The organism is Streptomyces sp. NPDC088194 (assembly GCF_040702025.1).
GTDB lineage: Bacteria > Actinomycetota > Actinomycetes > Streptomycetales > Streptomycetaceae > Actinacidiphila.
Window position 1 is genome coordinate 15,661 of record NZ_JBFBIV010000066.1, and the last position, 22,683, is coordinate 38,343.

General features: G+C 74.4%; 19 protein-coding genes. 7 read left to right on the forward strand and 12 right to left on the reverse strand.

The features are described from left to right. The first annotated feature begins 50 nt into the window (after positions 1–50). Positions 51–917, forward strand: coding sequence for an alpha/beta fold hydrolase (locus AB0399_RS29115; RefSeq protein WP_366413373.1), 867 nt, complete (start codon positions 51–53; stop codon positions 915–917). On the opposite strand, the gene AB0399_RS29120 is transcribed toward AB0399_RS29115, so the two are convergent. Continuing rightward, positions 914–2,527: an MFS transporter gene (locus AB0399_RS29120; RefSeq protein ID WP_329372351.1), complete on the reverse strand. Its 1,614-nt coding sequence runs from the start codon at positions 2,525–2,527 to the stop codon at positions 914–916. The genes AB0399_RS29115 and AB0399_RS29120 overlap by 4 nt on opposite strands. Before the next feature lie 404 nt (positions 2,528–2,931). On the opposite strand from AB0399_RS29120, the gene AB0399_RS29125 reads away from it, so the two are divergent. The 6 genes from AB0399_RS29125 (at position 2,932) to meaB (ending at position 11,276) form a co-directional block, all read left to right on the forward strand. Beyond that, a complete protein-coding gene (locus AB0399_RS29125; RefSeq protein WP_329372349.1) occupies positions 2,932–3,882 on the forward strand; it encodes a catechol 2,3-dioxygenase in 951 nt (316 codons plus the stop codon). A 91-nt stretch (positions 3,883–3,973) separates the two neighbouring features. Further along, entirely contained in the window at positions 3,974–4,642 is a 669-nt protein-coding gene (locus AB0399_RS29130) for a GntR family transcriptional regulator (RefSeq protein WP_366413374.1), read from the forward strand. 227 nt (positions 4,643–4,869) lie between these two features. After that, positions 4,870–5,730: a M55 family metallopeptidase gene (locus AB0399_RS29135; RefSeq protein WP_366413375.1), complete on the forward strand. Its 861-nt coding sequence runs from the start codon at positions 4,870–4,872 to the stop codon at positions 5,728–5,730. 398 nt (positions 5,731–6,128) lie between these two features. Then, positions 6,129–8,018, forward strand: a complete 1,890-nt coding sequence (locus tag AB0399_RS29140; RefSeq protein WP_366413376.1) for a methylmalonyl-CoA mutase family protein — start codon at positions 6,129–6,131, stop codon at positions 8,016–8,018. Then, positions 8,018–10,258 carry a methylmalonyl-CoA mutase gene (scpA, locus tag AB0399_RS29145; protein ID WP_366413391.1) on the forward strand — a complete coding sequence of 747 codons (2,241 nt, stop codon included), beginning with the start codon at positions 8,018–8,020 and terminating at the stop codon, positions 10,256–10,258. Before AB0399_RS29140 ends, scpA begins: the two co-directional genes overlap by 1 nt. Positions 10,259–10,265: 7 nt before the next feature. Continuing rightward, a complete protein-coding gene (gene meaB, locus AB0399_RS29150) occupies positions 10,266–11,276 on the forward strand; it encodes a methylmalonyl Co-A mutase-associated GTPase MeaB (protein WP_329372341.1) in 1,011 nt (336 codons plus the stop codon). Between the two features lie 147 nt (positions 11,277–11,423). Here meaB and AB0399_RS29155 read toward each other — a convergent pair whose 3' ends face one another. The 11 genes from AB0399_RS29155 to AB0399_RS29205 all read right to left on the reverse strand — a co-directional run bounded on the left by AB0399_RS29155 (position 11,424) and on the right by AB0399_RS29205 (position 22,571). Continuing rightward, the gene (locus AB0399_RS29155) at positions 11,424–11,855 is read right to left on the reverse strand and encodes a heme-binding protein (RefSeq protein WP_329372339.1); all 432 of its coding nucleotides are present in this window, start codon (positions 11,853–11,855) and stop codon (positions 11,424–11,426) included. Between the two features lie 123 nt (positions 11,856–11,978). Beyond that, the gene (locus AB0399_RS29160; protein WP_366413377.1) at positions 11,979–12,938 is read right to left on the reverse strand and encodes a fumarylacetoacetate hydrolase family protein; all 960 of its coding nucleotides are present in this window, start codon (positions 12,936–12,938) and stop codon (positions 11,979–11,981) included. A 252-nt stretch (positions 12,939–13,190) separates the two neighbouring features. Further along, positions 13,191–14,039, reverse strand: coding sequence for a hypothetical protein (locus tag AB0399_RS29165; protein WP_366413378.1), 849 nt, complete (start codon positions 14,037–14,039; stop codon positions 13,191–13,193). Between the two features lie 408 nt (positions 14,040–14,447). After that, complete coding sequence (locus tag AB0399_RS29170) at positions 14,448–15,638, reverse strand: 4-hydroxybenzoate 3-monooxygenase (RefSeq protein ID WP_366413379.1); 1,191 nt, start codon at positions 15,636–15,638, stop codon at positions 14,448–14,450. Between the two features lie 5 nt (positions 15,639–15,643). Beyond that, positions 15,644–16,846 (reverse strand): 3-oxoadipate enol-lactonase, encoded by a 1,203-nt coding sequence (gene pcaD / locus AB0399_RS29175; RefSeq protein WP_366413380.1) that lies wholly within the window; start codon positions 16,844–16,846, stop codon positions 15,644–15,646. 391 nt (positions 16,847–17,237) lie between these two features. Then, complete coding sequence (pcaB, locus tag AB0399_RS29180) at positions 17,238–18,653, reverse strand: 3-carboxy-cis,cis-muconate cycloisomerase (RefSeq protein ID WP_366413392.1); 1,416 nt, start codon at positions 18,651–18,653, stop codon at positions 17,238–17,240. A gap of 109 nt (positions 18,654–18,762) precedes the next feature. Then, positions 18,763–19,344 (reverse strand): protocatechuate 3,4-dioxygenase subunit alpha, encoded by a 582-nt coding sequence (gene pcaG, locus AB0399_RS29185; protein ID WP_366413381.1) that lies wholly within the window; start codon positions 19,342–19,344, stop codon positions 18,763–18,765. Continuing rightward, positions 19,344–20,207, reverse strand: a complete 864-nt coding sequence (pcaH, locus tag AB0399_RS29190; protein ID WP_366413382.1) for a protocatechuate 3,4-dioxygenase subunit beta — start codon at positions 20,205–20,207, stop codon at positions 19,344–19,346. The genes pcaG and pcaH overlap by 1 nt, the downstream gene beginning before the upstream one ends. Positions 20,208–20,218: 11 nt before the next feature. Then, positions 20,219–21,157 carry a thiolase family protein gene (locus AB0399_RS29195; protein WP_366413383.1) on the reverse strand — a complete coding sequence of 313 codons (939 nt, stop codon included), beginning with the start codon at positions 21,155–21,157 and terminating at the stop codon, positions 20,219–20,221. Beyond that, positions 21,154–21,801 carry a CoA transferase subunit B gene (locus AB0399_RS29200; RefSeq protein ID WP_329372323.1) on the reverse strand — a complete coding sequence of 216 codons (648 nt, stop codon included), beginning with the start codon at positions 21,799–21,801 and terminating at the stop codon, positions 21,154–21,156. Before AB0399_RS29200 ends, AB0399_RS29195 begins: the two co-directional genes overlap by 4 nt. Next, positions 21,801–22,571 carry a CoA transferase subunit A gene (locus AB0399_RS29205; protein ID WP_329372321.1) on the reverse strand — a complete coding sequence of 257 codons (771 nt, stop codon included), beginning with the start codon at positions 22,569–22,571 and terminating at the stop codon, positions 21,801–21,803. The genes AB0399_RS29200 and AB0399_RS29205 overlap by 1 nt, the downstream gene beginning before the upstream one ends. Positions 22,572–22,683: the final 112 nt, after the last annotated feature.

The following is a 22,683-nucleotide window of genomic DNA, read 5'->3' on the forward strand; positions in this document are numbered from 1 at the left end:
CGCGGCGCGCACCGCAGACAAGCAACCGAGCCCAGGAGGCGAGGAGTTCCGTGACGGACGACGTGGAGCGGGTGCGGGTGGTCGCACCGGACGGGATCGAACTGGACGCCGCCGTGCACCGCCCCGCGTCCGACGGGTCCGATGCGCCCGACGGGTCCGGCCGGTCCGGTGCCCGGGGCACGGTGCTGCTGGTGCACGGCATCTCCGCGGACCTGGACGAGGGCGGGGCGTTCGTCCGGCTGGCGGAGCGGCTGGCCGGCGAGGGCCTGACCGCCGTACGGTTCAGCTTCCGCGGGCACGGCGCCAGCGGCGGCAGCCCCCAAGGGGTCACGATCGCCGGGGAGATGCTCGACCTGGAGGCGGTCGCGGCTTACGCGGCACGGGAGTTCGGGGGTCCGACCGCCGTGGTGGCGGCGAGCTTCGGTGCCGTCGCCACCGGGTTGTCGATGCCGTGGCTGGGCCCGCGACTGGCCCGGCTGGCGCTGTGGAACCCGGTCCTCGACCTGCGGCGGACCTTCCTCGCACCCGAACTGCCGTGGGGCCTAGCGAACTTCGGCCCCGGGCCGATGAAGAGCCTCGCCGAGACCGGGGAGTTGCCGCTGGGTGGCCACTTCCCGCTGGGCCGGGTGCTGTTCGCGGAGATGGCGTGCCACCGCCCGATCGAGTCGTACGCCGCCGGCGGCCCGCCCGCGCTGGTGGTCCACGGCGACCGGGACAGCTACGTCTCCTACGACATCGCCCGGCAGGTCGCCGGGACGCTCCCCGGCTGGCAGTTCCACGCCCTGCCGGGCGCGGACCACGGCTTCCACACCCCCGCGCACGAGTCGGCGGCCATCGAGGTGACCGCGCGGTGGCTGACCGCGGGGTGCGCGAAGGACGCGGACCGGGCAACCGACGACACGTCCCCGCGCGGCTAGAGCGCCGCCGGTGCGGCCGGTGCGGCGAGCGGCGGGGTGTCCGGTTGCCGCGCGGGGCGCAGCAGCAGCGCTGTCACCAGGCAGCAGGCCAGCGCGGCGACGGCGCAGACCTCGAAGCCGAGGGCGTAGGCGTGCCCGAGTGCCTTGAAGGCGAGGCCGGACGCCGGCGGGTCGGCGTGCAGCACGGCGACCGGGCCGCCCGAGGAGAGGATGCCGTGGGCCTTGGCCTGGTCGGCGGCGCCGAGCGTGGAGGCGGCCAGCGAGCCGCTGAAGTGGTGGACGGCGTTCGCGGTGGCCACCGCGCCGATCACCGCGGGGCCGAGGGTGAAGCCGAAGTCGCGCAGCATGCTGGTGGTGGCACTGGCCATGCCGGCCAGGCCGTGCGGCACGGTCTCGACGGCGGTCGCGGTCACCGCGGAGACCGCGAAGCTGAAGCCGACGCCGACCAGGCCCATCGGCACGATCAGGGAGGGCAGCGCGCTGTCGGTGATCGGCATCCGTCCGGCGAGGAAGTCGCCGACCGCCATGAGCAGGAAGCCCAGGCCCAGCACCCAGCGCGGCTCCAGTACGGCCATCAGCCGGTGGGTGAGCGGCAGCAGGAAGATGGTCAGCCCGCTCAGCAGCAGGAACGCCACCGCGGTGCGCATCGAGCTCTGCCCCTGGATCGGGCCCATCCGCAGGCTGATGGAGTAGGCGGTGCCGAGGAAGGCGAACATGCCGACCACGGTGACGGCGGAGGCGAGCGCGAAGGTGCGGGAGCGGAACAGGTCGAGGCGCAGCAGCGGGTCGCGCACCCGCAGTTCGACGACGACGAACGCCGCGAGGCACACGGCGGACAGCGCGAACGCGCCGACCACCGTGCCGCTGCCCCAGCCGTCCGAGGCGCCCTGGATGACGCCGAACAGCAGCGCGCACAGGCCGAGTCCGACCGTGGTCTGGCCGAGCGGGTCGAGTGAACGGCCCGCGGGCGAGCGGGAGTCCTGCGCGGCGAGGTAGGTGATCACCGCGTCGCCGAGCGCGAGCACCACGACGATGAGGAACGCCCAGCGCCATTGCAGGTAGGTGGCGGTGATGCCGCCGAGCAGCGGGGCCAGGAAGTTGCCGGTGGACAGGATCGCGGCCCACAGCGCGATCATCTTCGCCCGCTGGGCGGGGGTGCGTTCGCCGGCCACGAGCATGGCGAGCGTGGTGGGGAACAGGGCCGCGCAGCCGATGCCCGCGATGATCTGGCCGGTCCACATCACGCCGATGCCGTGGGCGGCGGCCGATATCGCCTCGCCCAGCGCGAGCATCGCGGCGCCGCCCAGCAGCAGCCGCTTGCGGCCGAAGAGGTCGCCCAGCACCCCGCAGGTCAGTTCGAGCACCGTGATCGGCAGCAGGGAGCAGTCGGAGATCCAGGTCAGTTGGGAGCTGCTCGGCTCGAAGACCTCCTGGAAGGTGCCGTTGAGGGTGGCCGGCATGGCCAGGCCGATCTGGGCGAGGCACACGGCGAAGAGCGCCGCGACGATCGTTCCCGTTCGCAGTGCGCTGCCCGTGCCGGCACCGCCGCCCTCGCTGCCGGCGTCGCCGTCAGCGTCACCGGAGGCGTGTTGCCCTGTCGCTGTTGTCATCGCGTCCTTCACTCACTCCTGTGGGGGCGGACCGCGCGTTCGCCGCGTCAACGGACCGTAAACTCGCGCTGATTTTGGCGCAAGAGTTGCGACTGAGATTGTTGACGATTTTGTGGGGCGCCCCTAGAGTCGCGCCGAACCCGCCCTGCGCGGCAGCGATGTCCCGACCCCTGGCAACGATCCTCCGGCCACGGCGACGATCCAAGAGTGGAGAAGGCAGCTGTGCACGACCTGTGTGCGCCGGCCCCGAGGGGTGCGCACCGCACGCAAACTCTCCGGCGGCACGGCCCTCCCCCGCGCCGCCGCCCTGAACGCCTCCGCGTCCGCGACGCCCCGACTCCCGTGCGACGTAGGCGACGTCCCCGCCAGGACCCCGTCCCACCCCCGAACAAAGGACCCCGACCGTGGCACCCGCACACGAGATCGCCCACCTCGCCCACGTCGAACTGCTCACCCCCCGGCCCGAGGAGAGCCTCGACTTCTTCACCCGGGTGATGGGGCTGACCGAGAACGGCACCGAGGGTGACTCGGTCTACCTGCGCACCTGGGACGACTACGAGCACCACTCGCTGAAGCTCACCGCCCACCACACCTCCGGCATCCGCCGCACCGGGCTGCGGGCCGCGGGACCGGAAGCCCTCGACCGCCGGGTGAAGGCGATCGAGGCGGCCGGCCTCGGCATCGGCTGGCGCGACGGCGACCCCGGACTCGGACCGACGTACGTCTTCCGCGACCCGGACGGCCACGAACTGGAGGTGTACTGGGAGAGCGAGTGGTACCAGGCTCCCCCGGAGTCGGCGCCCGCGCTGAAGAACCAGGCCCAGGCGTACCCGGCCCGCGGGGTGTCGGTGCGGCGGCTGGACCACGTCAACTTCCTCGCCGCCGAGGTCGAAGGGGCCACGGAGTTCGTGCAGGACGTGCTCGGCGCCCACGCCACCGAGCAGATCCGCCTCGACAGCGGGATCATCGCCGGACGCTGGCTGACCTTCACCAACAAGTCCTACGACGTCGTCTACACCCGCGACCGGACCGGCAGCCGCGGCCGGCTGCACCACATCGCCTTCGCCACCGACACCCGCGAGGACATCCTGCGCGCGGCGGACATCTTCCTGGACAACGGCGTCTTCATCGAGACCGGCCCGCACAAGCACGCCATCCAGCAGACGTTCTTCCTCTACGTCTACGAACCCGGCGGCAACCGGGTGGAGTTGTGCAACCCGGTCGCCCGCCTGGTGCTCGCGCCGGACTGGAAGACCATCACCTGGACCGAGGCGGAGCGGGCCAAGGGCCAGGCGTGGGGGCTGAAGACCATCGAGTCCTTCCACACCCACGGCACCCCGCCGGTGGAGCCGTAGCAACCGCGGGCGCCCGACCTCCGGCGGCACCCGGACCCGCTACGATACGGGAAACAATATTGTCACCAATGTGAGGAACGGGGGACCGGTCATGGCTGTGACCGCGAGGACGGCCGCAGCGGCGGACCCGGCCGGGTCGAAGGTCGCCGACGCGATCCGCGAGGCCGTCACCGCCGGGGACTTCGCCCCCAACCAGCGCCTCGTGGAGGCCGAGCTGTCCGAGCAGTTCGGCGCCAGCCGGGCGAGCGTGCGCAACGCGCTCGCCCAACTGGCCACCGAGGGGCTGGTCGAGCGCATCCAGAACCGCGGTGCCCGGGTCCGCGCCGTGTCGCTCGACGAGGCCGTCGAGATCACCGAGGTGCGGATGGCCCTGGAGGGCCTGTGCGCGGCCAAGGCCGCGGAGCGCGTCACCGACGACGACCGCGAGGCGCTGCGCGACCTCGGCGCGCGGATGAAGGCGGCGGTGGCCTCCGGCGACGTGCTCGGCTACTCCGACCTCAACCGCCGGCTGCACGCCCGCGTGCTGGCCATGAGCGGCCAGCACACCGCCTGCGCGGTGCTGGAGCGCCTGCACGGGCAGAACGTCCGCCGCCAGTTCCGGCTGGCCATGCACCCGGGCCGCCCGCAGGTCTCGCTGCCCCAGCACCTCGCCGTCATCGACGCGGTGTGCGCGGCCGACCCGGACGCCGCCGAGGCGGCGATGCGGGCCCATCTGCGCTCCGTCATCGAAGCGCTGCCCGGGCTGGAGAAGCCCCGCTGACCCCGCACGCGTATCGGCACCCGCACCCGGAGGGGCGCGAGAGCGGACGGGCGGACAGGCGTAACGCACCCCGCCGGCCCCGCCGGACGCACGCAGCCGGTCGCACGAAGCCGGACGCACGCAGCCGGACGCACGCAGCCGGACGCACGAAGATCGCCACCGGCCCGAACCGCGGCGCACCCTCCCTGCGTCCGAGCAAGTGATCGACCACCAGGGAGAGTGCAGCTTTGCGGATCTACATCAGCGCCGACATGGAAGGCGTCACCGGGCTCGTCGACGCCGACGACGTGCAGCCCGGCGGCCGGGACTACGAACGCGGCCGGGTGATGATGACCGAGGACGTCAACGCGGCCGTCCGCGGCGCCCTGTCGGCCGGCGCCACCGCGGTCACCGTCAACGACGCGCACGGGCCGATGCGCAACCTGCTCCCCGAACTGCTGCACCCGGCCGCGCGCCTGGTCCGCGGCCGGCCCAAGGCCATGGGCATGCTCGAAGGGCTCGACGCGGGCCACGACGCGGCGCTCTGCGTCGGCTACCACTCCCGCGCCGGCGCGCTGGGCGTGATGAGCCACAGCTTCATGGGCCACGAGATCGAGGACATGTGGCTCGACGACCGGCCGGTCGGCGAGATCGGGCTGGCGCACGCCACCGCGGCGGCACTCGGCGTCCCGGTGGTGATGCTCTCCGGCGACGACACGGCCTGCGCCGAGACGGCCGCGTGGGACCCCGCGGTCACCTGTGTCGCCGTCAAGCGGGCGGCCGGACGGTTCGCCGCCGAGCTGTCCCCGGTCGCCGAGGCCCGCCTGGCCATCGAGACCGCGGTCGCCACCACCCTCACCGCCCGGCGCGCCGCCACCACCGACCCCGCCCCCGAACCCGCCGAATCCGCCGCCGGCCACGCCCCGTCCACCCTCACCGTCCGCTGGCAGTCCGCGTCGGTCGCCGCCACGCTGCTCGGCATCCCGGGCGTCACCTCCGCCGACGACCGGACGGTCCGGGTCTCCGGACCGCTCCCCCAGCTCTACCGGCTCTTCGGGGTGTGGACGCGCGTGGCGACCGCCCTCACCAACCAGGCGCCCTACTGCTGACCCCGCCGGCGGACCGCCGGTGCCCCGACGGAACGGTCCGCCCGGTGCGCGGTGCCCGATGCTCCCGAGGACCGTCGATGCGGGGGTCCCGGTGAGCCAGACGGCCGGTCCGCTCCCAGCCGCCACGCCGGGGAGAGGTCACCCTCGTACGGGGCGCCCGGGCACCCCGCGCCGTTAAACCGTTCCGAACCTCACAGGACGGAACCGCCCGGCATTTCCCCAGTCTCCGCGGCCCCGCCGGTCCCCCGCCGCGCGGGCGTCACTCGCCGTGCCCGGCGAAGCCGCACGTCAGGCCGGGCGGCCAGGCCCGTGGAAGTGGGCGATGTCACGCTACGGGGCGGTAGCTGTTCACCTCGCGAGGCAGACATCGGGCAGGTGGCTTCCCTAGCATCGGTGCCATGACAGTTCTGCCGGACGACGGGGTCTCAGAACCCGACGTGTTTCCGCACGCCACGCGCGAACAGTGGCAAGCGCTCGTGGCAGGTGTACTGCGCAAGTCGGGTCGCGAGGTCTCCGGCGAGGAGGCCGAGCAGGCGCTGTCGACCGAGCTGGCCGGCGGTCTCACCGTGCACCCGCTCTACACCGCCGACGACACCTCGCCCGACCCCGGCCTGCCGGGCTTCGCACCGTATGTGCGCGGCAGCCGGCCGCTCGGCGGCTGGGACGTACGCCAGCGGCACCGGTCGCCGCAGGCCGCCGCAGCCAACGAGGCGGTGCTCGCCGACCTGGAGAACGGCGTCACCTCGGTGTGGCTGGCGGTGGGCGGCGCGGGCCTGCCGGTGACCGGCCTCGGGCAGGCACTGGCGGGCGTCTACCTCGACCTGGCCCCGATCGTGCTGGAGGCCGGCGCCGAAACCGGCGCCGCCGCCGAGGAGTTGCTGAGCCTCTTCGACCGGGAGGGCGTCGACGCCGGCCAGGCCCGCGGCAACCTCGGCGCGGACCCGCTCGGCCTGGCCGCCCGGACCGGCGCGGCCCCCGGGTACGACGACGCGGTGGCGCTGGCCGCGCGGACCGCCGAGCGGTATCCGCACCTGCGGGCCCTGACCGTGGACGCGCTGCCGTACCACGAGGCAGGAGCGTCGGCCGCGCAGGAGCTGGGCGCCTCGCTCGCCACCGGCGTGGCCTACCTGCGTACGCTCACCGCCGCCGGGCTGGACGCCGACACCGCCTGCGGGCAGCTGGAGTTCCGGTACGCGGCCACCGCCGACCAGTTCCTCACCATCGCCAAGCTGCGCGCGGCCCGCCGGACCTGGGCCAGGGTCACGGAGGTCGCCGGCGCCCTGGCGGCGGGCGGCCAGCGGCAGCACGCCGTCACCTCGACGGTGATGATGACCCGGCGCGACCCGTACGTGAACATGCTGCGCACCACCCTCGCCTGCCTGGGCGCCGGGGTGGGCGGCGCCGACGCGGTGACCGTGCTCCCCTTCGACGAAGCGCTCGGCCTGCCCGACGCGTTCGCCCGCAGGATCGCCCGCAACACCTCCACGATCCTGCTGGAGGAGTCCCACCTGGGCCGGGTCGCCGACCCCGCCGGCGGGTCCTGGTACGTGGAGCGGCTGACCGACGAACTCGCCCACAGCGCCTGGGAGTTCTTCCAGGAGCTGGAGGCGGCCGGCGGCCAGGAGAAGGCGCTGTCCTCAGGGCTCGCCGGCGAGCGCATCGCGGCCACCTGGCAGGCCCGCAAGCGCGCGCTGGCCACCCGCCGCGAACCGGTGACCGGCGTCAGCGAGTTCCCGCACCTGGCCGAGCGGCCCGTGGTGCGCGAGCCCGACCCGGCCCAGACCGCACCCGGCACGGCGGACAAGCCGTCGCGGGACGTGCCGCAGGGCCGTGCCCGCGCCCTTCCGCAGGTCCGCCGCGACGAGGCGTACGAACAGCTGCGCGCCCGCTCCGACGCCCACCTGGCGAGCACCGGGGAGCGCCCGAGGGTCTTCCTGGCCGCGCTCGGACCGCCGTCGGTGCACACCGGGCGGGTCTCCTTCGCGGCGAACCTGTTCCAGGCCGGCGGCGTCGAGCCGGTGCACGACCCGGTGACCGTCGACGCCGACAGCGTCGCCGCGGCGTTCGCCGCCAGCGGCGCGGAACTCGCCTGCCTGTGCTCCAGCGACGCGCTCTACGCCGAGCAGGCCGAGCCGGTGCTGGCGGCGCTCCGCTCGGCCGGGGCGCGCTGGATCGGCCTGGCGGGGAAGCCCGCCGCCGGCCCGGGCGCCGACGCCCACCTCTTCCTGGGCTGCGACGCCGTCGCGGTCCTGACCTCCGTCCTCGACCGTGCGGGAGTGGCGGCGTGATGCAGACCCCGGACTTCTCGCAGGCACCGGACTTCTCACAGGTTCCGGACTTCTCGCAGATCCCGCTGGGGCCGGGCGCCCCCGCGCAGGCCACCGAGGAGCAGTGGCGTGCGGCGGTGAAGGAGGCCGCCGGCGGCGGCGACCCCGATCCGGTGTGGGAGACCCCGGAGGGCATCGGGGTCAAGCCGCTCTACACCGGCGCCGACCTGGAGGGCCTGACCTCGCTGGGCACCTACCCGGGCATCGCGCCCTACCTGCGCGGCCCGTACCCGACGATGTACGTCAACCAGCCCTGGACGATCCGGCAGTACGCCGGCTTCTCCACCGCCGAGGAGTCCAACGCCTTCTACCGGCGCAACCTCGCGGCCGGCCAGAAGGGCCTGTCGGTCGCCTTCGACCTGCCCACGCACCGCGGCTACGACAGCGACCACCCGCGGGTGACCGGCGACGTCGGCATGGCGGGCGTGGCGATCGACTCGATCTACGACATGCGGCAGCTCTTCGACGGCATCCCGCTGGACCGGATGACCGTGTCGATGACGATGAACGGCGCGGTGCTGCCCGTGCTCGCCCTCTACATCGTGGCCGCCGAGGAGCAGGGGGTGCCGCCGGAGAAGCTGGCCGGCACCATCCAGAACGACATCCTCAAGGAGTTCATGGTCCGCAACACCTACATCTACCCGCCCCGGCCGTCGATGCGGATCATCTCCGACATCTTCGCGTACACCTCGCGGAAGATGCCGCGCTACAACTCCATCTCCATCTCCGGCTACCACATCCAGGAGGCCGGGGCGACGGCCGACCTGGAGCTGGCCTACACGCTGGCCGACGGCGTGGAGTACCTGCGGGCGGGCCAGGCCGCGGGGCTCGACGTGGACGCCTTCGCGCCGCGGCTGTCGTTCTTCTGGGCGATCGGCATGAACTTCTTCATGGAGATCGCGAAGTTGCGCGCGGCCCGGCTGCTGTGGGCCCGGCTGGTGCGGCAGTTCGACCCGAAGAACCCCAAGTCGCTGTCGCTGCGCACCCATTCGCAGACCTCCGGCTGGTCGCTGACCGCGCAGGACGTCTTCAACAACGTCACCCGCACCTGCGTGGAGGCGATGGCCGCCACCCAGGGCCACACCCAGTCCCTGCACACCAACGCGCTCGACGAGGCGCTCGCCCTGCCGACGGACTTCTCCGCCCGGATCGCCCGCAACACCCAACTGCTGCTCCAGCAGGAGTCGGGCACCTGCCGGGTGATCGACCCGTGGGGCGGCAGCGCGTACGTCGAGCGGCTCACGCACGACCTGGCCGGGCGGGCCTGGCAGCACATCCAGGAGGTCGAGGCGGCCGGCGGCATGGCGCAGGCCATCGACGCGGGCATCCCGAAGCTGCGGGTGGAGGAGGCCGCGGCCCGCACGCAGGCGCGGATCGACTCCGGCCGGCAGCCGGTCATCGGCGTCAACAAGTACCGGGTGGAGACCGACGAGCAGATCGACGTCCGGTCGGTCGACAACTCCTCGGTGCGCGCCCAGCAGGTCGCCAAGTTGCGACGGCTGCGCGAGGAGCGCGACGAGGCCGCCTGCCAGGACGCGCTGCGGGCGCTGACCGCGGCGGCCGGGCGCGCGCCGGGCGCCGACCTCGACGGCAACCTGCTGGCGCTCGCGGTGGACGCGGCCCGCGCCAAGGCGACGGTCGGCGAGATCTCCGACGCCCTGGAGCAGGTCTACGGGCGGCACGCGGGCCAGATCCGTACCATCACGGGTGTGTACCGCAACGAGGCCGGCCAGTCCCCCACCGTGCAGGGCACCCGGGACCTGGTCGAGCGGTTCGAGAAGGCGGAGGGGCGCCGCCCGCGCATCCTCGTCGCCAAGATGGGGCAGGACGGGCACGACCGCGGCCAGAAGGTGATCGCCACCGCCTTCGCCGACCTCGGCTTCGACGTGGACGTCGGCCCGCTGTTCCAGACCCCCGCCGAGGTGGCGCGGCAGGCGGTGGAGGCCGACGTGCACATCGTCGGCGTGTCCTCGCTGGCCGCCGGGCACCTCACCCTGGTGCCGGCGCTGCGGGAGGAACTGGCCGCCGAGGGGCGGGAGGACATCATGATCGTGGTGGGCGGCGTCATCCCTCCGCAGGACATCGCCGCGCTCCACGAGGCGGGCGCCACCGCGGTCTTCCCGCCGGGCACGGTGATCCCCGACGCGGCGCGCGATCTGGTGGCCCGCCTCGGCGCGGCCCTAGGCCACGGGGAGTTGTAGCCGCGGCATGCTCAGGGATGTCGAGGGTTACGCGAAGGGCGTGCTGGACGGCCGGCGGGCGTTCGTCGCGCGGGCGATCACGCTGGTGGAGTCCACCCGCGCCGAGCACCGGGTGCTGGCGCAGCGGCTGCTGACGGAGCTGCTGCCGTACAGCGGCGGGGCCCGGCGGATCGGCGTCAGCGGGGTGCCGGGCGTGGGCAAGTCCACCTTCATCGACGCGTTCGGAACGATGCTCACCTCGCTCGGGCACCGGGTCGCGGTGCTGGCGGTGGACCCCTCCTCGACCCGGACCGGCGGCTCCATCCTCGGCGACAAGACCCGGATGGAGCGGCTGGCGGTGGACCCGGCGGCGTTCGTGCGGCCGTCGCCGAGCGCGGGCACCCTGGGCGGCGTCGCGAAGGCCACCCGGGAGTCCATGGTGGTGATGGAGGCCGCCGGATACGACGTGGTGCTGGTGGAGACCGTCGGCGTCGGCCAGTCGGAGACGGCCGTGGCCAGGATGGTGGACTCCTTCCTGCTGCTCACGCTCGCCCGCACCGGCGACCAGCTCCAGGGCATCAAGAAGGGCGTGCTGGAGCTGGCCGACGTGATCGCGGTCAACAAGGCCGACGGGCCGCACGAGCGCGACGCGCGCGGCGCCGCCCGCGAACTGGCCGGCGCGCTGCGCCTGATGCACCCCGCGGACGCCAACTGGACGCCGCCGGTGCTCAGTTGCAGCGCCCGCGAGTCCACCGGGCTCGACACCGTGTGGGAGCGGCTGGAGCAGCACCGCGCGCTGCTGGAGGCCGGCGGCCGGCTGGCGGCCAAGCGCCGCGACCAGCAGGTGGACTGGGCGTGGGCCATGGCCGACGACGAGCTGCTCGGCCGGCTGCACGGCCACCCGGGCGTCCAGGCGCTGGCCCCCGGCCTCGAGGAGCAGGTCCGGGCCGGCACGATGACGGCCGCGGCCGCCGCCGAACGCCTGCTGAGCGTCTTCGACGGCCACACCCCGGCCCCGCCACCCACCCCTGACCGCTGACCGCTGACCCGCCCGACTCGGCGCCCGCCAGGCGGAGCACGTCAGCGCGGGCGGTCAACGGGCTTACGGCGAGCGGCGGTTCGGCTCGGAAGGGTACGGCGGCGGCCGGGACCTCCCGCCGGTCCGGGCCGCCCGCGCGGGCCGCGCTCAGCCCGCGTCGGCCACCAGCCCGGCCTTCCGCACGCCGAAGACCGCGACGGCCTCGTCGTTCTCCGGCCGCTCACCGCTGACGCCCACCGAGCCGAGCAGCGCGCCGTCCTCGTCCCGGATCAGCACCCCGCCCCGGGAGGAGGCGATGCGGCCCTCGGAGATCGCCGCGAGCGCGGCGAAGAACGCGGGGTCGCGCGTCGCGTGCCGCGCTCCCGTGGCGCCGCCCGAGCCGGTGCCGAGGCAGCCCCACGCCTTGGCGTGCGCGATCTGCGGGCGCAGGATGCCCGCGCCGTCCTCCCGCTTGACCACCTGCGGGTGGCCGCCCGGGTCGAGCACGGTGATGGTCAGCGGCCGCAGCCCCAGCTCGCGTGCGTGGCCGAGTGCGGCATCCACGATCTCGGATGCCTGGGCCAGGGTCAGGTATGCCATGTCGGTGACTCCTTGTACGGGTTCGTCGGGTACGGGTTCGTCGCGTCGATCGCGACCGGTGCGGTCGTACGGTCGTGCGCCGTGTGCGCCGCGGGGCGGGGCGGGGCGGGCGGCGGGCGGCCCTCAGCGGTCGGCGACGACCGCGGTCTCGATGACGCCGAGCCCCTCGATCTCCCCGCGGACCACGTCGCCGGGCTTGACGAGGGGGTGGCCCAGGGGCGTTCCGGTCGAGAGCAGGTCACCGGGCACGAGGGTGAGGGCCTCGGTGAGCCAGGCCAGCTGGTCGGGAACGGAGTGGAACATCTCGGCGGTGCTGCCGTCCTGCCGCGGCTCGCCGTTGACCCAGGAGCGGATGCTCAGCCGGTGCGGGTCGGGGATCTCGTCCGCGGTGACGAACCAGGGGCCGGCGATCCCGAACGTGTCGAACCCCTTGCCGCGGTCCATCCGGTTGCCGTCCCGCTCGGAGACGTCCCGCGAGCCGACGTCGCAGAAGCCGACGTAACCGGCCACCGCCCGCATCGCGTTCTCGGGGGTGAGGTGGCGCGCGCGGGAACCGATGACGACGCCCAGCTCCATCTCCGGGTCGACCTTCTCGCAGATCGCCGGGTACCGCAGGTCGTCGTGCGGCCCGGCCAGCGCACTGGCGGCCTTCAGGCAGCCCTGCGGGCTCCGCCGGGCCGGCGCGGGTGCCGTACCGGACGGTGCCGGTCCGGCGGCGCCGGGCCGCTCGCGGGGGTAGTTGGCGAGCATGCACCAGATGGTCCCCGGCCGGCCGATCGGCGGTCCGAGCCGGGCGGGTGCGTCGGACCACAGGCAGTCCTCGTCCAGATCGCCGCCGCCGGCATGGCCGACCGCCCACTCGAACACCTCACGGACGGACGTCAGTTGAGGGTCCGCCCGCAGCAGCGCGGGCAGGTCGCCGGCGACGGCGAGGCGGGCCCGGGCCAGGGCGTCGTCCCGATGCACGCCGCCGGTCTCCAGCCGACGGACGAACGCGGCCTGGATATCGACAAGTTGACCCGGAACGACGTCGGGGAAGCAGAGCCGGTCGCCGAAGGGCGTCCGCCGGGAGGCTATTTTCACGGGGATCTGGGGTGCTTTCCGTGGGTGCGGATGAGGGGGCGTGCGGGAGGAACGGGAGTGGTGCGAGCGGGCGTTCGGGCGTTCGGGCGTCCGGGCGGCCCGGCGGAGGGGCGACCGGGCGGGGCAGGGCCCGGGACCACCCGCGCGCCCCGAGCCGCCGACCGCCGACCGCCGACCGCCAACCGCCGGCGGCCAATCGCCCAGCTGCCGGAGCCGGAGCCACCGGCGCACCCGGCCGCGAACGCGCCGGGCTCAACCGGCGTCGGCGTCCCGGGAGTTCTCGAACCTGATCCCGCCGTCGGTCGTGACGAGGTCGAACTGGTCGGAGGGCACGGCCGGCACGTGGATCGGCGGCAGGCCCACCGTGAAGAGCAGCAGCTCCGAGGTCGCGACGTAGCGCGCCTTCTCCCCCGGGTCGGCCTCGACCGCTCCCAGCCGACCGATCGCGGTGTCCTCGACGGTGCCCGCGCCCGAGAGCACCACGGTCAGCCGGCGCGCGTCCTCGCTCGCGCAGATCCACTCGGCGCCGGCCTCGATCTTGAGGAACTCGATCCAGAACCGCCGCTCGGTGTAGGTGCCGATGTGCTTGCGCTCGACCCCGGTCGCCCCGGCCACCGGCACCCAGTTGAAGTGCACGGGGTTGCTGATCACCACTCCGTTGTAGCGCGGCCGCGGGAACTTCATCGGCCGGCGCTCGCGCCGCTCGGCCTGCGCCTCCTTGTTGTCCGGGCCGCGGCCGCGGCCGGCCCCCATGCCGAGCGCGGAGGCGCCGCCGAACTGGAGCACCAGCTGGAGCTGCTTCGGGTCGCCGAGCGGGTCGTCCTGCGGCCCGTAGGTCTGCCCCTCGGGGAAGTAGCCGACCTCGCCCTCGCGCAGAATCCCCTGCTCGCCCAGGTTCATGTCGCCGACGATCGGCAGGCGGATCTGCTCGAAGGTGTGGCAGTGCCGGGGCATGCGGAAGTCGGCTTCCTGCCGGCCGAGGATGTAGCGGTAGTTCTCCAGGGGCTTGCCGCGGTCCCCCATCAGCAGGTAGTTGAACGAGACCGTCCCTCTGGGGTGGTCCATCTTGTACGCGTTCTCGTCGTACGGCGCGATCTTCATCGCTGTCCTCCGGTGTCCGGTGTGAGCCCGTGTGCGGCCGGGGTGGGGTGGCCGGCTCGTGCGGCCGGCGTGGACGCGCGAACCGGCGGTCCCGTGAACGGCACGTCCCGCCGAGGGCGTCCTGGCGTCGCGATCCACACAACCTTCTTGGTAGCTTGGTGTCAAGGTAGCCGACGGTTTTCCGCCGCATCCTGTGCGGAGCGGCCCACCGGCCCACCGCGCCCCGGGACGCACAGAAGCCGCCGCACCCGCCGGGACAGGCGGGTACGGCGGCGACGGCGGCGACGGCGGCGACGGCGGGCAACCGTCAGCGGGCGACCGGCAACGCGTCGCGGCCGGCGGCGGGTTGGGACGAGAGCGGAGTGGGGCGAAAGCGGGTTGGAACGAAAGCGGCGTGCAGCCGCAAGGTCAGCCGATCGGCAACCCCGCGTAGTTCTCGGCGAGTTCGGCGGCCGCGTGCGGGGACGCCGCGATCCGGTCGAGCTGGGAGATCTGGAGCCGGGTCTCGAACGGGCCCTGCGCCGGGTCGGTGTGCAGCGTGCTGGTCATGAAGAAGGAGAAGTGCTCGGCCCGCCAGACCCGCCGCAGGCAGGTCGCCGAGTACGCCTCCAGTCCCGCGGTGGAGCCGGTCTCCTTCAGCTCGGCGAACGCCCTGGCCAGCACGATCACGTCGGCCGCCGCGAGGTTGAGCCCCTTGGCGCCGGTGGGCGGCACGATGTGGGCGGCGTCGCCGGCCAGGAAGACCCGGCCGTGGCTCATCGGCTCCGAGACGAAGCTGCGCATCGGCAGCACCCCCTTGGAGGTGATGGGCCCGCGCTTCAGCGTCCAGCCGCTGCCGTCCACCGCGAAGCGCGCGTCCAGCTCGTCCCAGATCCGCTCGTCGGGCCAGTCGGCGGGATCGGTGCCGTTGGGGACCTGGAGGTAGAGCCGGCTGACGGTCGGCGAGCGCATGCTCAGCAGCGCGAAGCCGCGCGGCGAGTGGGCGTAGACCAGTTCGTCGCTGGACGGCGGCACGTCGGCGAGGACCCCGAACCAGGAGTAGGGGTAGACGCGTTCGTAGGTGCGGCGGACGCGGTCCGGCACCGCGTCGCGGGTGACGCCGTGGAAGCCGTCGCAACCCACCACGTAGTCGCAGGTGAGGGTCCTGGCCTGGCCCTCGTGCGTGTAGCGGACCACCGGCCGGTCGGTGTCGGCGCCCTCGACCGCCCGCACGTGGGCCTCGAAGAGCAGCGGGGCGCCGTCCTCCAGTTGGAGGGCGATCAGGTCCTTGCAGACCTCGGTCTGGGCGTAGACCCAGACCCGGCGGCCACCGGTGAGGGACGGGAAGTCGATGCGGTGCGACCTGCGGTCCCAGCGCAGTTCGATGCCGTCATGGACGAGGGCCTCGCGGTCGAGCCGCTCGCCGGCGCCGGAGGACCGCAGCACGTCCACCGTGGACTGTTCGAGGATGCCGGCGCGTTGGCGCTGCTCGACGTAGTCGCGGTCGCGGCTCTCCAGGACCACGCAGTCGACGCCGAAGCGGTGCAGCAGCCGGGCGAGGAGCAGCCCCGCCGGACCGCCGCCGATGATGCCGACGGTGGTGTGGTTGGGGGTGTGCATGAGGATCAGTGCCCCTCTTCTTCTTCGGCCCGGTCCTCTTCGAGGACCCGGTTGGCGATGGCGAAGGCGGAGTTGGCCGCGGGCACCCCGCAGTAGACGGCCGACTGGAGCAGGACTTCCTGGATCTCGTCGGGGGTCAGGCCGTTGCGGAGGGCCGCGCGCACGTGCATGGCCAGTTCGTCGTGATGGCCGCGCGCGACCAGCGCGGTGAGGGTGACGCAACTGCGGGTCCTGCGGCTCAGGCCCGGGCGGGTCCAGATCTCGCCCCACGCGTAGCGGGTGATGAGGTCCTGGAACGGCGCGGTGAAGTCGGTGCTGCGGGCCGCCGCCCGGTCGACGTGCGCGTCGCCCAGCACGGCCCGGCGCACCGCCATCCCCGCCGCGTGCCGGGAGGCGTCGTCGGAGGGGCCGCCGGAGGGCCCACCGGAGGCACCGCCGTCCGGCCCGTCCGCCAAGTGCGCGGTCAGCGCCGCCAGTACGGGCCCGGGCCGTTCGACGTTCGCCAGGTGGGCCGCGTGCCCGACCTCGGTCAGGCTCGCCCCGGCGATCCCGTCGGCCAGCTCGCGCGCGTGCGCGGGTGGCGTCGCCGGGTCGTCCCGGCCCGCGATCACGCAGGTCGGTACGGTGATGCCCGCCAGCTCCGCGCGCAGGTCGAAGGCGGCCAGCGCGTCGCAGCAGGCCGCGTACGCCTCCGGGTCCGCGGCCCGCGCGTCGGCCACCAGCGCCGCCGCGGCCGGCGCGCCGGCGAACGCCGGGGTGAACCACCGGTGCACCGCGGTGTCGGCGACCGGCCCGGTGCCCTCCGCCCGTACCAGCGCCGCGCGCTCCCGCCAGCCGGACGGCTCGCCGAACCGCGCCGACGTGCACACCAGCGCGAGGCTGCGGACCCGCTCGGCGTGATGCACCGCGAGCCACGTGCCGACCGCGCCCCCGAGCGACACCCCGCCGTACGCGAAGCTCTCCACCCCGAGCCGGTCGGCGAGTTCCAGCACCATGCGCCCGAGGTCGGCGACAGTGGCGCCGGTCGCGGGCAGCCGCGCCGGCGAACGGCCGTGCCCGGGCAGGTCGTAGCGGATCACCCGATGCGTACGCGCCAGCGCCGGGACCTGGGCGTCCCACACCGCGAGCGACGTGCCGAGGGACGGGCCGAGGACGAGCGGCGGCGCGCCGCCGGCGCCGTCCACCCGGTGGTGCAACAGGTTCGTCATACGTTCTCCTCGGTCCGCTCGGTGACGCCGCCAACGGGCCGGCGGCGCCTGCTTCCGCGCTGGTGGCGTGGCCGGAAGGGCCGGCCTGGTTCGCGGTGTCCGGTGGTCCACCACGGCCTTCGGCCTGGGGCACCCCCGCATCGCAAGGCGGTGCGGGCATCTCCCGGCCGCCAGGCGCGGGCGTACCCGGGTGGCTCCGGCAACGCCGGGGCCGCTCCCCCTGGCTTCGCCGGAGGTGCCCCCACCCGGCGAAGGCTGGGGACGAGTGCGCGTGCCAGGCGCCGCGAGCCCGGGGGCACCTCACGGCCGTCAGGCCAGGGGGAGGGACTTCCCCCACACGGCCTGGCCCCGCGCCCGGCCGGTCGGCGCCGCGTCCGCCGCGCGCGCCTGCTCACGGTCCGGTGGGGCGCAGCGCGCGGTCGACCAGGGCGGGGGCGGAGCCCAGGTAGGTGACGGGGTCGAGGAGGTGGCGCAGGCGCTGGGGGGTCAGCGCGGCGGCGAGGACCGGGTCGGCGCGCAGGGCGTCCTCGAGTTCGACGTCCTCCTCGACCGCGCGGCGGACGGCGCGGTCGAGGAGGGATCGGGCCTCGCCGCGGCCGATCAGGGCAGTGAGGGCGGCGGCGAGGTGCTCGGTGGCGATGAGGCCGTCCGTCGCGTCGAGGTTCGCGCGCATCCGGTGCGGGTGGACCCGCAGGTCCTCGACGAGTTCGACGGAGTCGCGGGCGGCGCCTCCGACGAGGCGCAGCGCCTCGCGCAGCGGCTGCCACTCGGCGTGCCAGGCGCCGGCGGGGCGTTCGTCCTCGGCGGCGAGCGAGCCGAACAGGACGGCGGCGAGCGCGGGGACCTGGCGGGCGGCGGCCGCGATGAGGGTGGCGCGTACGGGGTTGGCCTTGTGCGGCATGGCGGAGGAGCCCCCGCCGCTGCCTTCGGACAGCTCGCCGATCTCGGTCCTGGACAGCACCAGCACGTCGGCCGCGACCTTGCCGAGGGCGCCGGCCGCGAAGGCCAGCGCACCGGCGAGGTCCGCGACGGGGGTGCGGAGCGTGTGCCAGGGCAGGTCGGGCTCGGCGAGGCCGGTCTCGGCGGCGTAGCCGGCGAGCAACCGCAGGCCGATGTCGCCGTCGCGCGCGCTGTCACTGTCGTCCGCGCCGGCCCGGTCCCGCGCGCCGGCCCCCTCCCCCGCGCTGCCGTCGTCGGCCCCGGCGAAGGCCGCGACGGCTGCCAACGTCCCTGCCGCACCGCCGAGTTGAGCGGGCAGCGAGTTCCGTACGGCCGCCAGCCGGTCGTGTCCGGCGAGCAGCAGTGACCGCCAGCCGACCGCCTTCAGCCCGAACGTGGTGGGGACGGCGTGCTGGGTCAGGGTGCGGCCGGGCAGCGGCGTGTCGCGGTGCTCGGCGGCGAGCCGGGCCAGCGCGCCGGCCGCGCGGCCCAGGTCGGCCAGCACCGTCGCCAGCGTGCGGGAGGCGACGAGCATCGTCGCCGTGTCCAGGATGTCCTGGCTGGTCGCTCCGCGATGGACGAACTCGCCTGCGGCCGGGTCGAGTTCGGCGGCGGCGGCCGTCAGGTCGGCGACCAGCGGGATGACCGGGTTGCCGCCGGCGCGGGAGCGCAGCGCCAGGTCGCGTACGTCGTAGCAGCCGGTCACCGCGGCGGCCGCCGTGACCGCGGCCGCCGCCGACGCCGGGGCCAGCCCCAGCGCGGCCTGGGCGCGGGTGAGCGCGGCCTCGGCGTCGAGCATGGCGCGCACGTACGCGGCGTCGCCCGTGGCGGCCTCGGCCGCGGACCCGGCCCGCCCCGGGGCGAGCAGGCCGAAGTCCCCGGCGGGGTCCGCGTGGGCGGCGGCGTCGGCGGGTTCCCGCGAGGGCGTGGGTTCACAGGAATCGGCGAGATCGGTGGAATCGGTGGAATCGGTGGGATCAGTCGAAGGCAAGGAAGACCGTCTCCTCGTGCACGCCGTCGGACTGCAGACGGATGTCGAACCGCAGGACGCCCGGCGCCGCGCCCTCGTCGGGGGTGGCCAGCAGCGTGGCGCGGCGGGCCGGGCTCAGCGCGGCGAGCAGCGGGTCGGCCGCCACGTCGGCGCGCCCGGGCAGGTAGACCCGGGTGTGCAGGTGGTGCAGCAGGCCGCGGGCGAAGACGATCAGCGCCAGGTACGGCACCCCGCCCGGCGGCAGCGTACGGATCGCGTAGCGGCCGTCGGCGTCGGTGGTGACCCGGCCGAAGCCGGTGAAGACCACGCCGTCGCGGCCGATCACCCGGCCGTCGACGGGGTCGCGGCGCAGCGAGCCGGGCGCGCCGGTGCGGGAGCCGTCGGGGGCGGGCTGCCAGACCTCCAGGAGGGCGTCGGGCACGGGCTGTCCGGCGCCGTCGTGGACCCGGCCGTGGACGGTGAGGGTGTCGGGGTGGCCGGTGGGCGCGATGTCGCCGCCCTTGGCGAAGGGCAGGGCGTAGCCGTAGAACGGCCCGACGGTCTGCGAGGGGGTGGGGGCGAGGGACATCAGCGGCCCTCCTCGATCCAGGTGGCGGCGGGACCGTCGAGGACGATGTCCCAACGGTAGCCGAGCGACCATTCGGGGGTGGACAGGTCGTGGTCGTAGGCGGCGACCAGCCGGGCCCGCGCGGACTCGTCGGTGACGGACCGCAGGATCGGGTCGTAGTCGAAGAGCGGGTCGCCGGGGAAGTACATCTGGGTGACCAGGCGTTGGGTGAACGCGGTGCCGAACAGCGAGAAGTGGATGTGCGCCGGGCGCCAGGCGCCCCGGTGGTTGCGCCAGGGGTAGGCGCCGGGTTTGACGGTGACGAACGTGTAGCCGCCGTCGTCGCCGGTCAGGGTGCGGCCGACGCCGGTGAAGTGGGGGTCGAGCGGGGCCGGGTGGTCGTCGCGCTGGTGGGCGTAGCGGCCGGAGGCGTTGGCCTGCCAGATCTCGACGAGCTGGCCGCGGACCGGGCGACCTTCGCGGTCGAGGACCCGGCCGGTGACCGTGATGCGCTCGCCGAGCGGCTCGCCGAGGTGCTGCCGGGTGAGGTCGTGGTCGAGGGCGGTGAGGTCCGTGGCGCCGAAGACGGGGCCGGTCAGCTCGACGGCCTCGGGGTCGCCGCTCACGGAGACGAGCGGCTGCCGGGGGTGGCGCAGGGCGCTGCTGCGGTAGGGGGCGTAGCCGCGGTCGGGGTGGTGCTCGGCGGGGGCGCCGGCCGCTCGCCGGGTCGCGTACGCCTGCTGCTCGGCGGCTATTTCGGCGCTGATGTCGTGCTGCGTGAGGGGGTTGGGCGGGGTGGGCGGGGCGGCCCCGGGGGGAACCGCGCCGGGCGCGGGCGGGGCGGAGGGACCGGACGGGGTGAGGGAGGTGGGCGGAGTGGGCATGCGGGACGCTCCTACCTTTCCAGGACGAGGGCGAGGCCCTGGCCGACGCCGATACAGAGGGCGGCCACGCCGGTGCCGGAGCCCGCCGCCTTCAACTGATGGGCGACGGACCCGGCGAGCCGGGCGCCCGAGGCGCCCAGCGGGTGGCCGATCGCGAGCGCGCCGCCGCGCGGGTTGAGGATCGCGGGGTCGAACGCGGGCCATTCGGCGACGCAGCCGAGCACCTGGGCGGCGAAGGCTTCGTTGAGCTCCAGGGTGGTGAGGTCGTCGAAGGTCCGGCCGGCGCGGGCCAGCGCGCGGTTGACGGCTTCGACGGGGGCGAGGCCGAAGTAGTGCGGCGCCACGGCGGACACGCCGGTGGCGCGGATACGGGCGAGCGGCTCGCGGCCGGTGGCCTTGAGCCCGTCCTCGTCGACGAGGAGCAGGGCGGCGGCGCCGTCGTTGAGCGGGGAGGCGTTGCCGGCGGTGACGGTGCCCTCCTCGGCGCGGAAGGACGGCTTGAGCGCGGCCATCGCCTCCGCCGAGGCGTCCGCCCGCACGGACTCGTCGCGGTCGACGACGACCGGTGCGCCCTTGCGCCGCGGTACGGGCACCGGGACCGTCTCGTCGTCGAACAGGCCCTGCTGCCAGGCCCGGGCGGCCTGGACGACGGCTTCGAGGCCGGAGGCGCACAGCCGGTTGACGGTGACGCCGGGGACGGTGACCGGGAGCCCGGCCAGCAGCCCGGCCATCCGGCCGACGTTGCGGTTCTCCTCGCCCGCGCCGTTGGCGTTGCCGAGGTAGACGTCGCCGATCAGGGCCGGGTCGAGTGCGGGGGTGCGCGCCAGCAGTTCGCGGATGGCGTGCGCGGCCAGGTCGTCGGGGCGGACCGCCGCCAGCGCGCCGCCGTACCGGCCGACGGGGGTGCGGACGGCGTCCACGACGTAGACGTCACGCGGGAAGGTGCTCATCGGGTGATCCCGTCGGCGATCCGGATCGCGGCGGCCGTCTTCCGCTCGATCTCCTCGACGGTGGCGCCGGGCGCGGTCTCGACCAGCAGCAGGCCGTCGTCGGTGACGTCCAGGACGCCCAGGTCGGTGATGATCCGGTCGACGCAGGCCCGGCCGGTGAGCGGCAGTGCGCAGCGGTCCAGGATCTTGGGGCTGCCGTCCCTGGCGGTGTGGGTCATGGTGACGATGACCCGGCGGGCGCCGTGCACCAGGTCCATGGCGCCGCCGATGCCGGTGACCAGCGTGCCGGGGATGGCCCAGTTGGCGAGGTCGCCGGTCGCGGAGACCTGCATGGCACCCAGCACCGCGGTGTCGATGTGGCCGCCGCGGATCATGCCGAAGGACAGCGCCGAGTCGAAGAAGGAGGCGCCGGGCAGCACCGTGACGGTCTCCTTGCCGGCGTTGATCAGGTCGGGGTCCAGCTCGTCCTCGTACGGGAACGGGCCGGTGCCGAGGATGCCGTTCTCCGACTCCAGCACCACGTGGACACCGTCGGGGAGGTGGTTGGGGATCAGGGTGGGCAGGCCGATGCCGAGGTTGACGTACTCGCCGTCGCGCAGCTCCCGGGCGGCCCGGGCGGCCATCTCGTCTCGCGTCCACGGCATCAGACCCGCACCTGCCCGGGCGTGACGGTGACCTTCTCGATCTTCTTGTCGGCGGCCTGCGCGCGGGTGAGCGCCACCACGCGCTGGACGAAGATGCCGGGCAGATGGACGTGGTCCGGGTCGATCTCGCCGGGTTCGACCAGCTCCTCGACCTCGGCGACGGTGATCCGGCCGGCCATGGCGGCGAGCGGGTTGAAGTTGCGGCTGGACTTGTTGAAGACCAGGTTGCCGTGCCGGTCGCCCTTGGCGGCCCGGACGAGGGCGAAGTCGGTGGTGATGGCGCGCTCCAGGACGTAGGCGGTGCCGTCGAACTCGCGCACCTCCTTGGGCGGGGAGGCCAGCGCGACGCCGCCGTGGCCGTCGTAGCGCCAGGGCAGTCCGCCGTCGGCGACCTGGGTGCCGACGCCGGCCGGGGTGAAGAAGGCGGGTATGCCGCAGCCGCCGGCGCGCAGCCGCTCGGCGAGCGTGCCCTGCGGGATCAGCTCCAACTCCAGCTCGCCGCCGAGGTACTGGCGGGCGAACTCCTTGTTGCCGCCGATGTAGCTGCCGGTGACGGCGCTGATCCGGCCGGCGGCGAGCAGTACGGCGAGGCCGGAGTCCATGGCGCCGCAGTTGTTCGACACCACGCTCAGGCCGCCGACGCCCTTGGCGTGCACGGCCGCGATCAGCGTGTTCGGGACGCCGCTGAGACCGAAGCCGCCGACCGCGAGCGACGCTCCGTCCTCGACGTCGGACACGGCCTCGTCGGCCGAGGCGACCACCTTGTCCATCCGCGTTCTCCCCAGTAGCCTGTTCGCCAGGTGAACTTAAGTTCATCAATTTTGCCGCCCGAGTGTGATCCGGAGGGGTCCGCCCTGTCAACGGCTTCGCGCGGCTTGGTAC

Excerpts from the sequence above, each read along its gene's own strand:
- AB0399_RS29200 (WP_329372323.1), bottom strand. The coding sequence starts at position 21,801 with ATGCCGTGGACGCGAGACGAGATGGCCGCCCGGGCCGCCCGGGAGCTG.
- pcaG (WP_366413381.1), bottom strand. The coding sequence starts at position 19,344 with ATGTCCCTCGCCCCCACCCCCTCGCAGACCGTCGGGCCGTTCTACGGC.
- AB0399_RS29130 (WP_366413374.1), top strand. The coding sequence starts at position 3,974 with ATGGCTGTGACCGCGAGGACGGCCGCAGCGGCGGACCCGGCCGGGTCG.
- pcaH (WP_366413382.1), bottom strand. The coding sequence starts at position 20,207 with ATGCCCACTCCGCCCACCTCCCTCACCCCGTCCGGTCCCTCCGCCCCG.
- AB0399_RS29165 (WP_366413378.1), bottom strand. The coding sequence starts at position 14,039 with ATGAAGATCGCGCCGTACGACGAGAACGCGTACAAGATGGACCACCCC.
- AB0399_RS29205 (WP_329372321.1), bottom strand. The coding sequence starts at position 22,571 with ATGGACAAGGTGGTCGCCTCGGCCGACGAGGCCGTGTCCGACGTCGAG.
- AB0399_RS29155 (WP_329372339.1), bottom strand. The coding sequence starts at position 11,855 with ATGGCATACCTGACCCTGGCCCAGGCATCCGAGATCGTGGATGCCGCA.
- scpA (WP_366413391.1), top strand. The coding sequence starts at position 8,018 with ATGCAGACCCCGGACTTCTCGCAGGCACCGGACTTCTCACAGGTTCCG.
- pcaD (WP_366413380.1), bottom strand. The coding sequence starts at position 16,846 with ATGACGAACCTGTTGCACCACCGGGTGGACGGCGCCGGCGGCGCGCCG.
- AB0399_RS29120 (WP_329372351.1), bottom strand. The coding sequence starts at position 2,527 with ATGACAACAGCGACAGGGCAACACGCCTCCGGTGACGCTGACGGCGAC.
- AB0399_RS29170 (WP_366413379.1), bottom strand. The coding sequence starts at position 15,638 with ATGCACACCCCCAACCACACCACCGTCGGCATCATCGGCGGCGGTCCG.
- meaB (WP_329372341.1), top strand. The coding sequence starts at position 10,266 with ATGCTCAGGGATGTCGAGGGTTACGCGAAGGGCGTGCTGGACGGCCGG.
- AB0399_RS29195 (WP_366413383.1), bottom strand. The coding sequence starts at position 21,157 with ATGAGCACCTTCCCGCGTGACGTCTACGTCGTGGACGCCGTCCGCACC.
- AB0399_RS29140 (WP_366413376.1), top strand. The coding sequence starts at position 6,129 with ATGACAGTTCTGCCGGACGACGGGGTCTCAGAACCCGACGTGTTTCCG.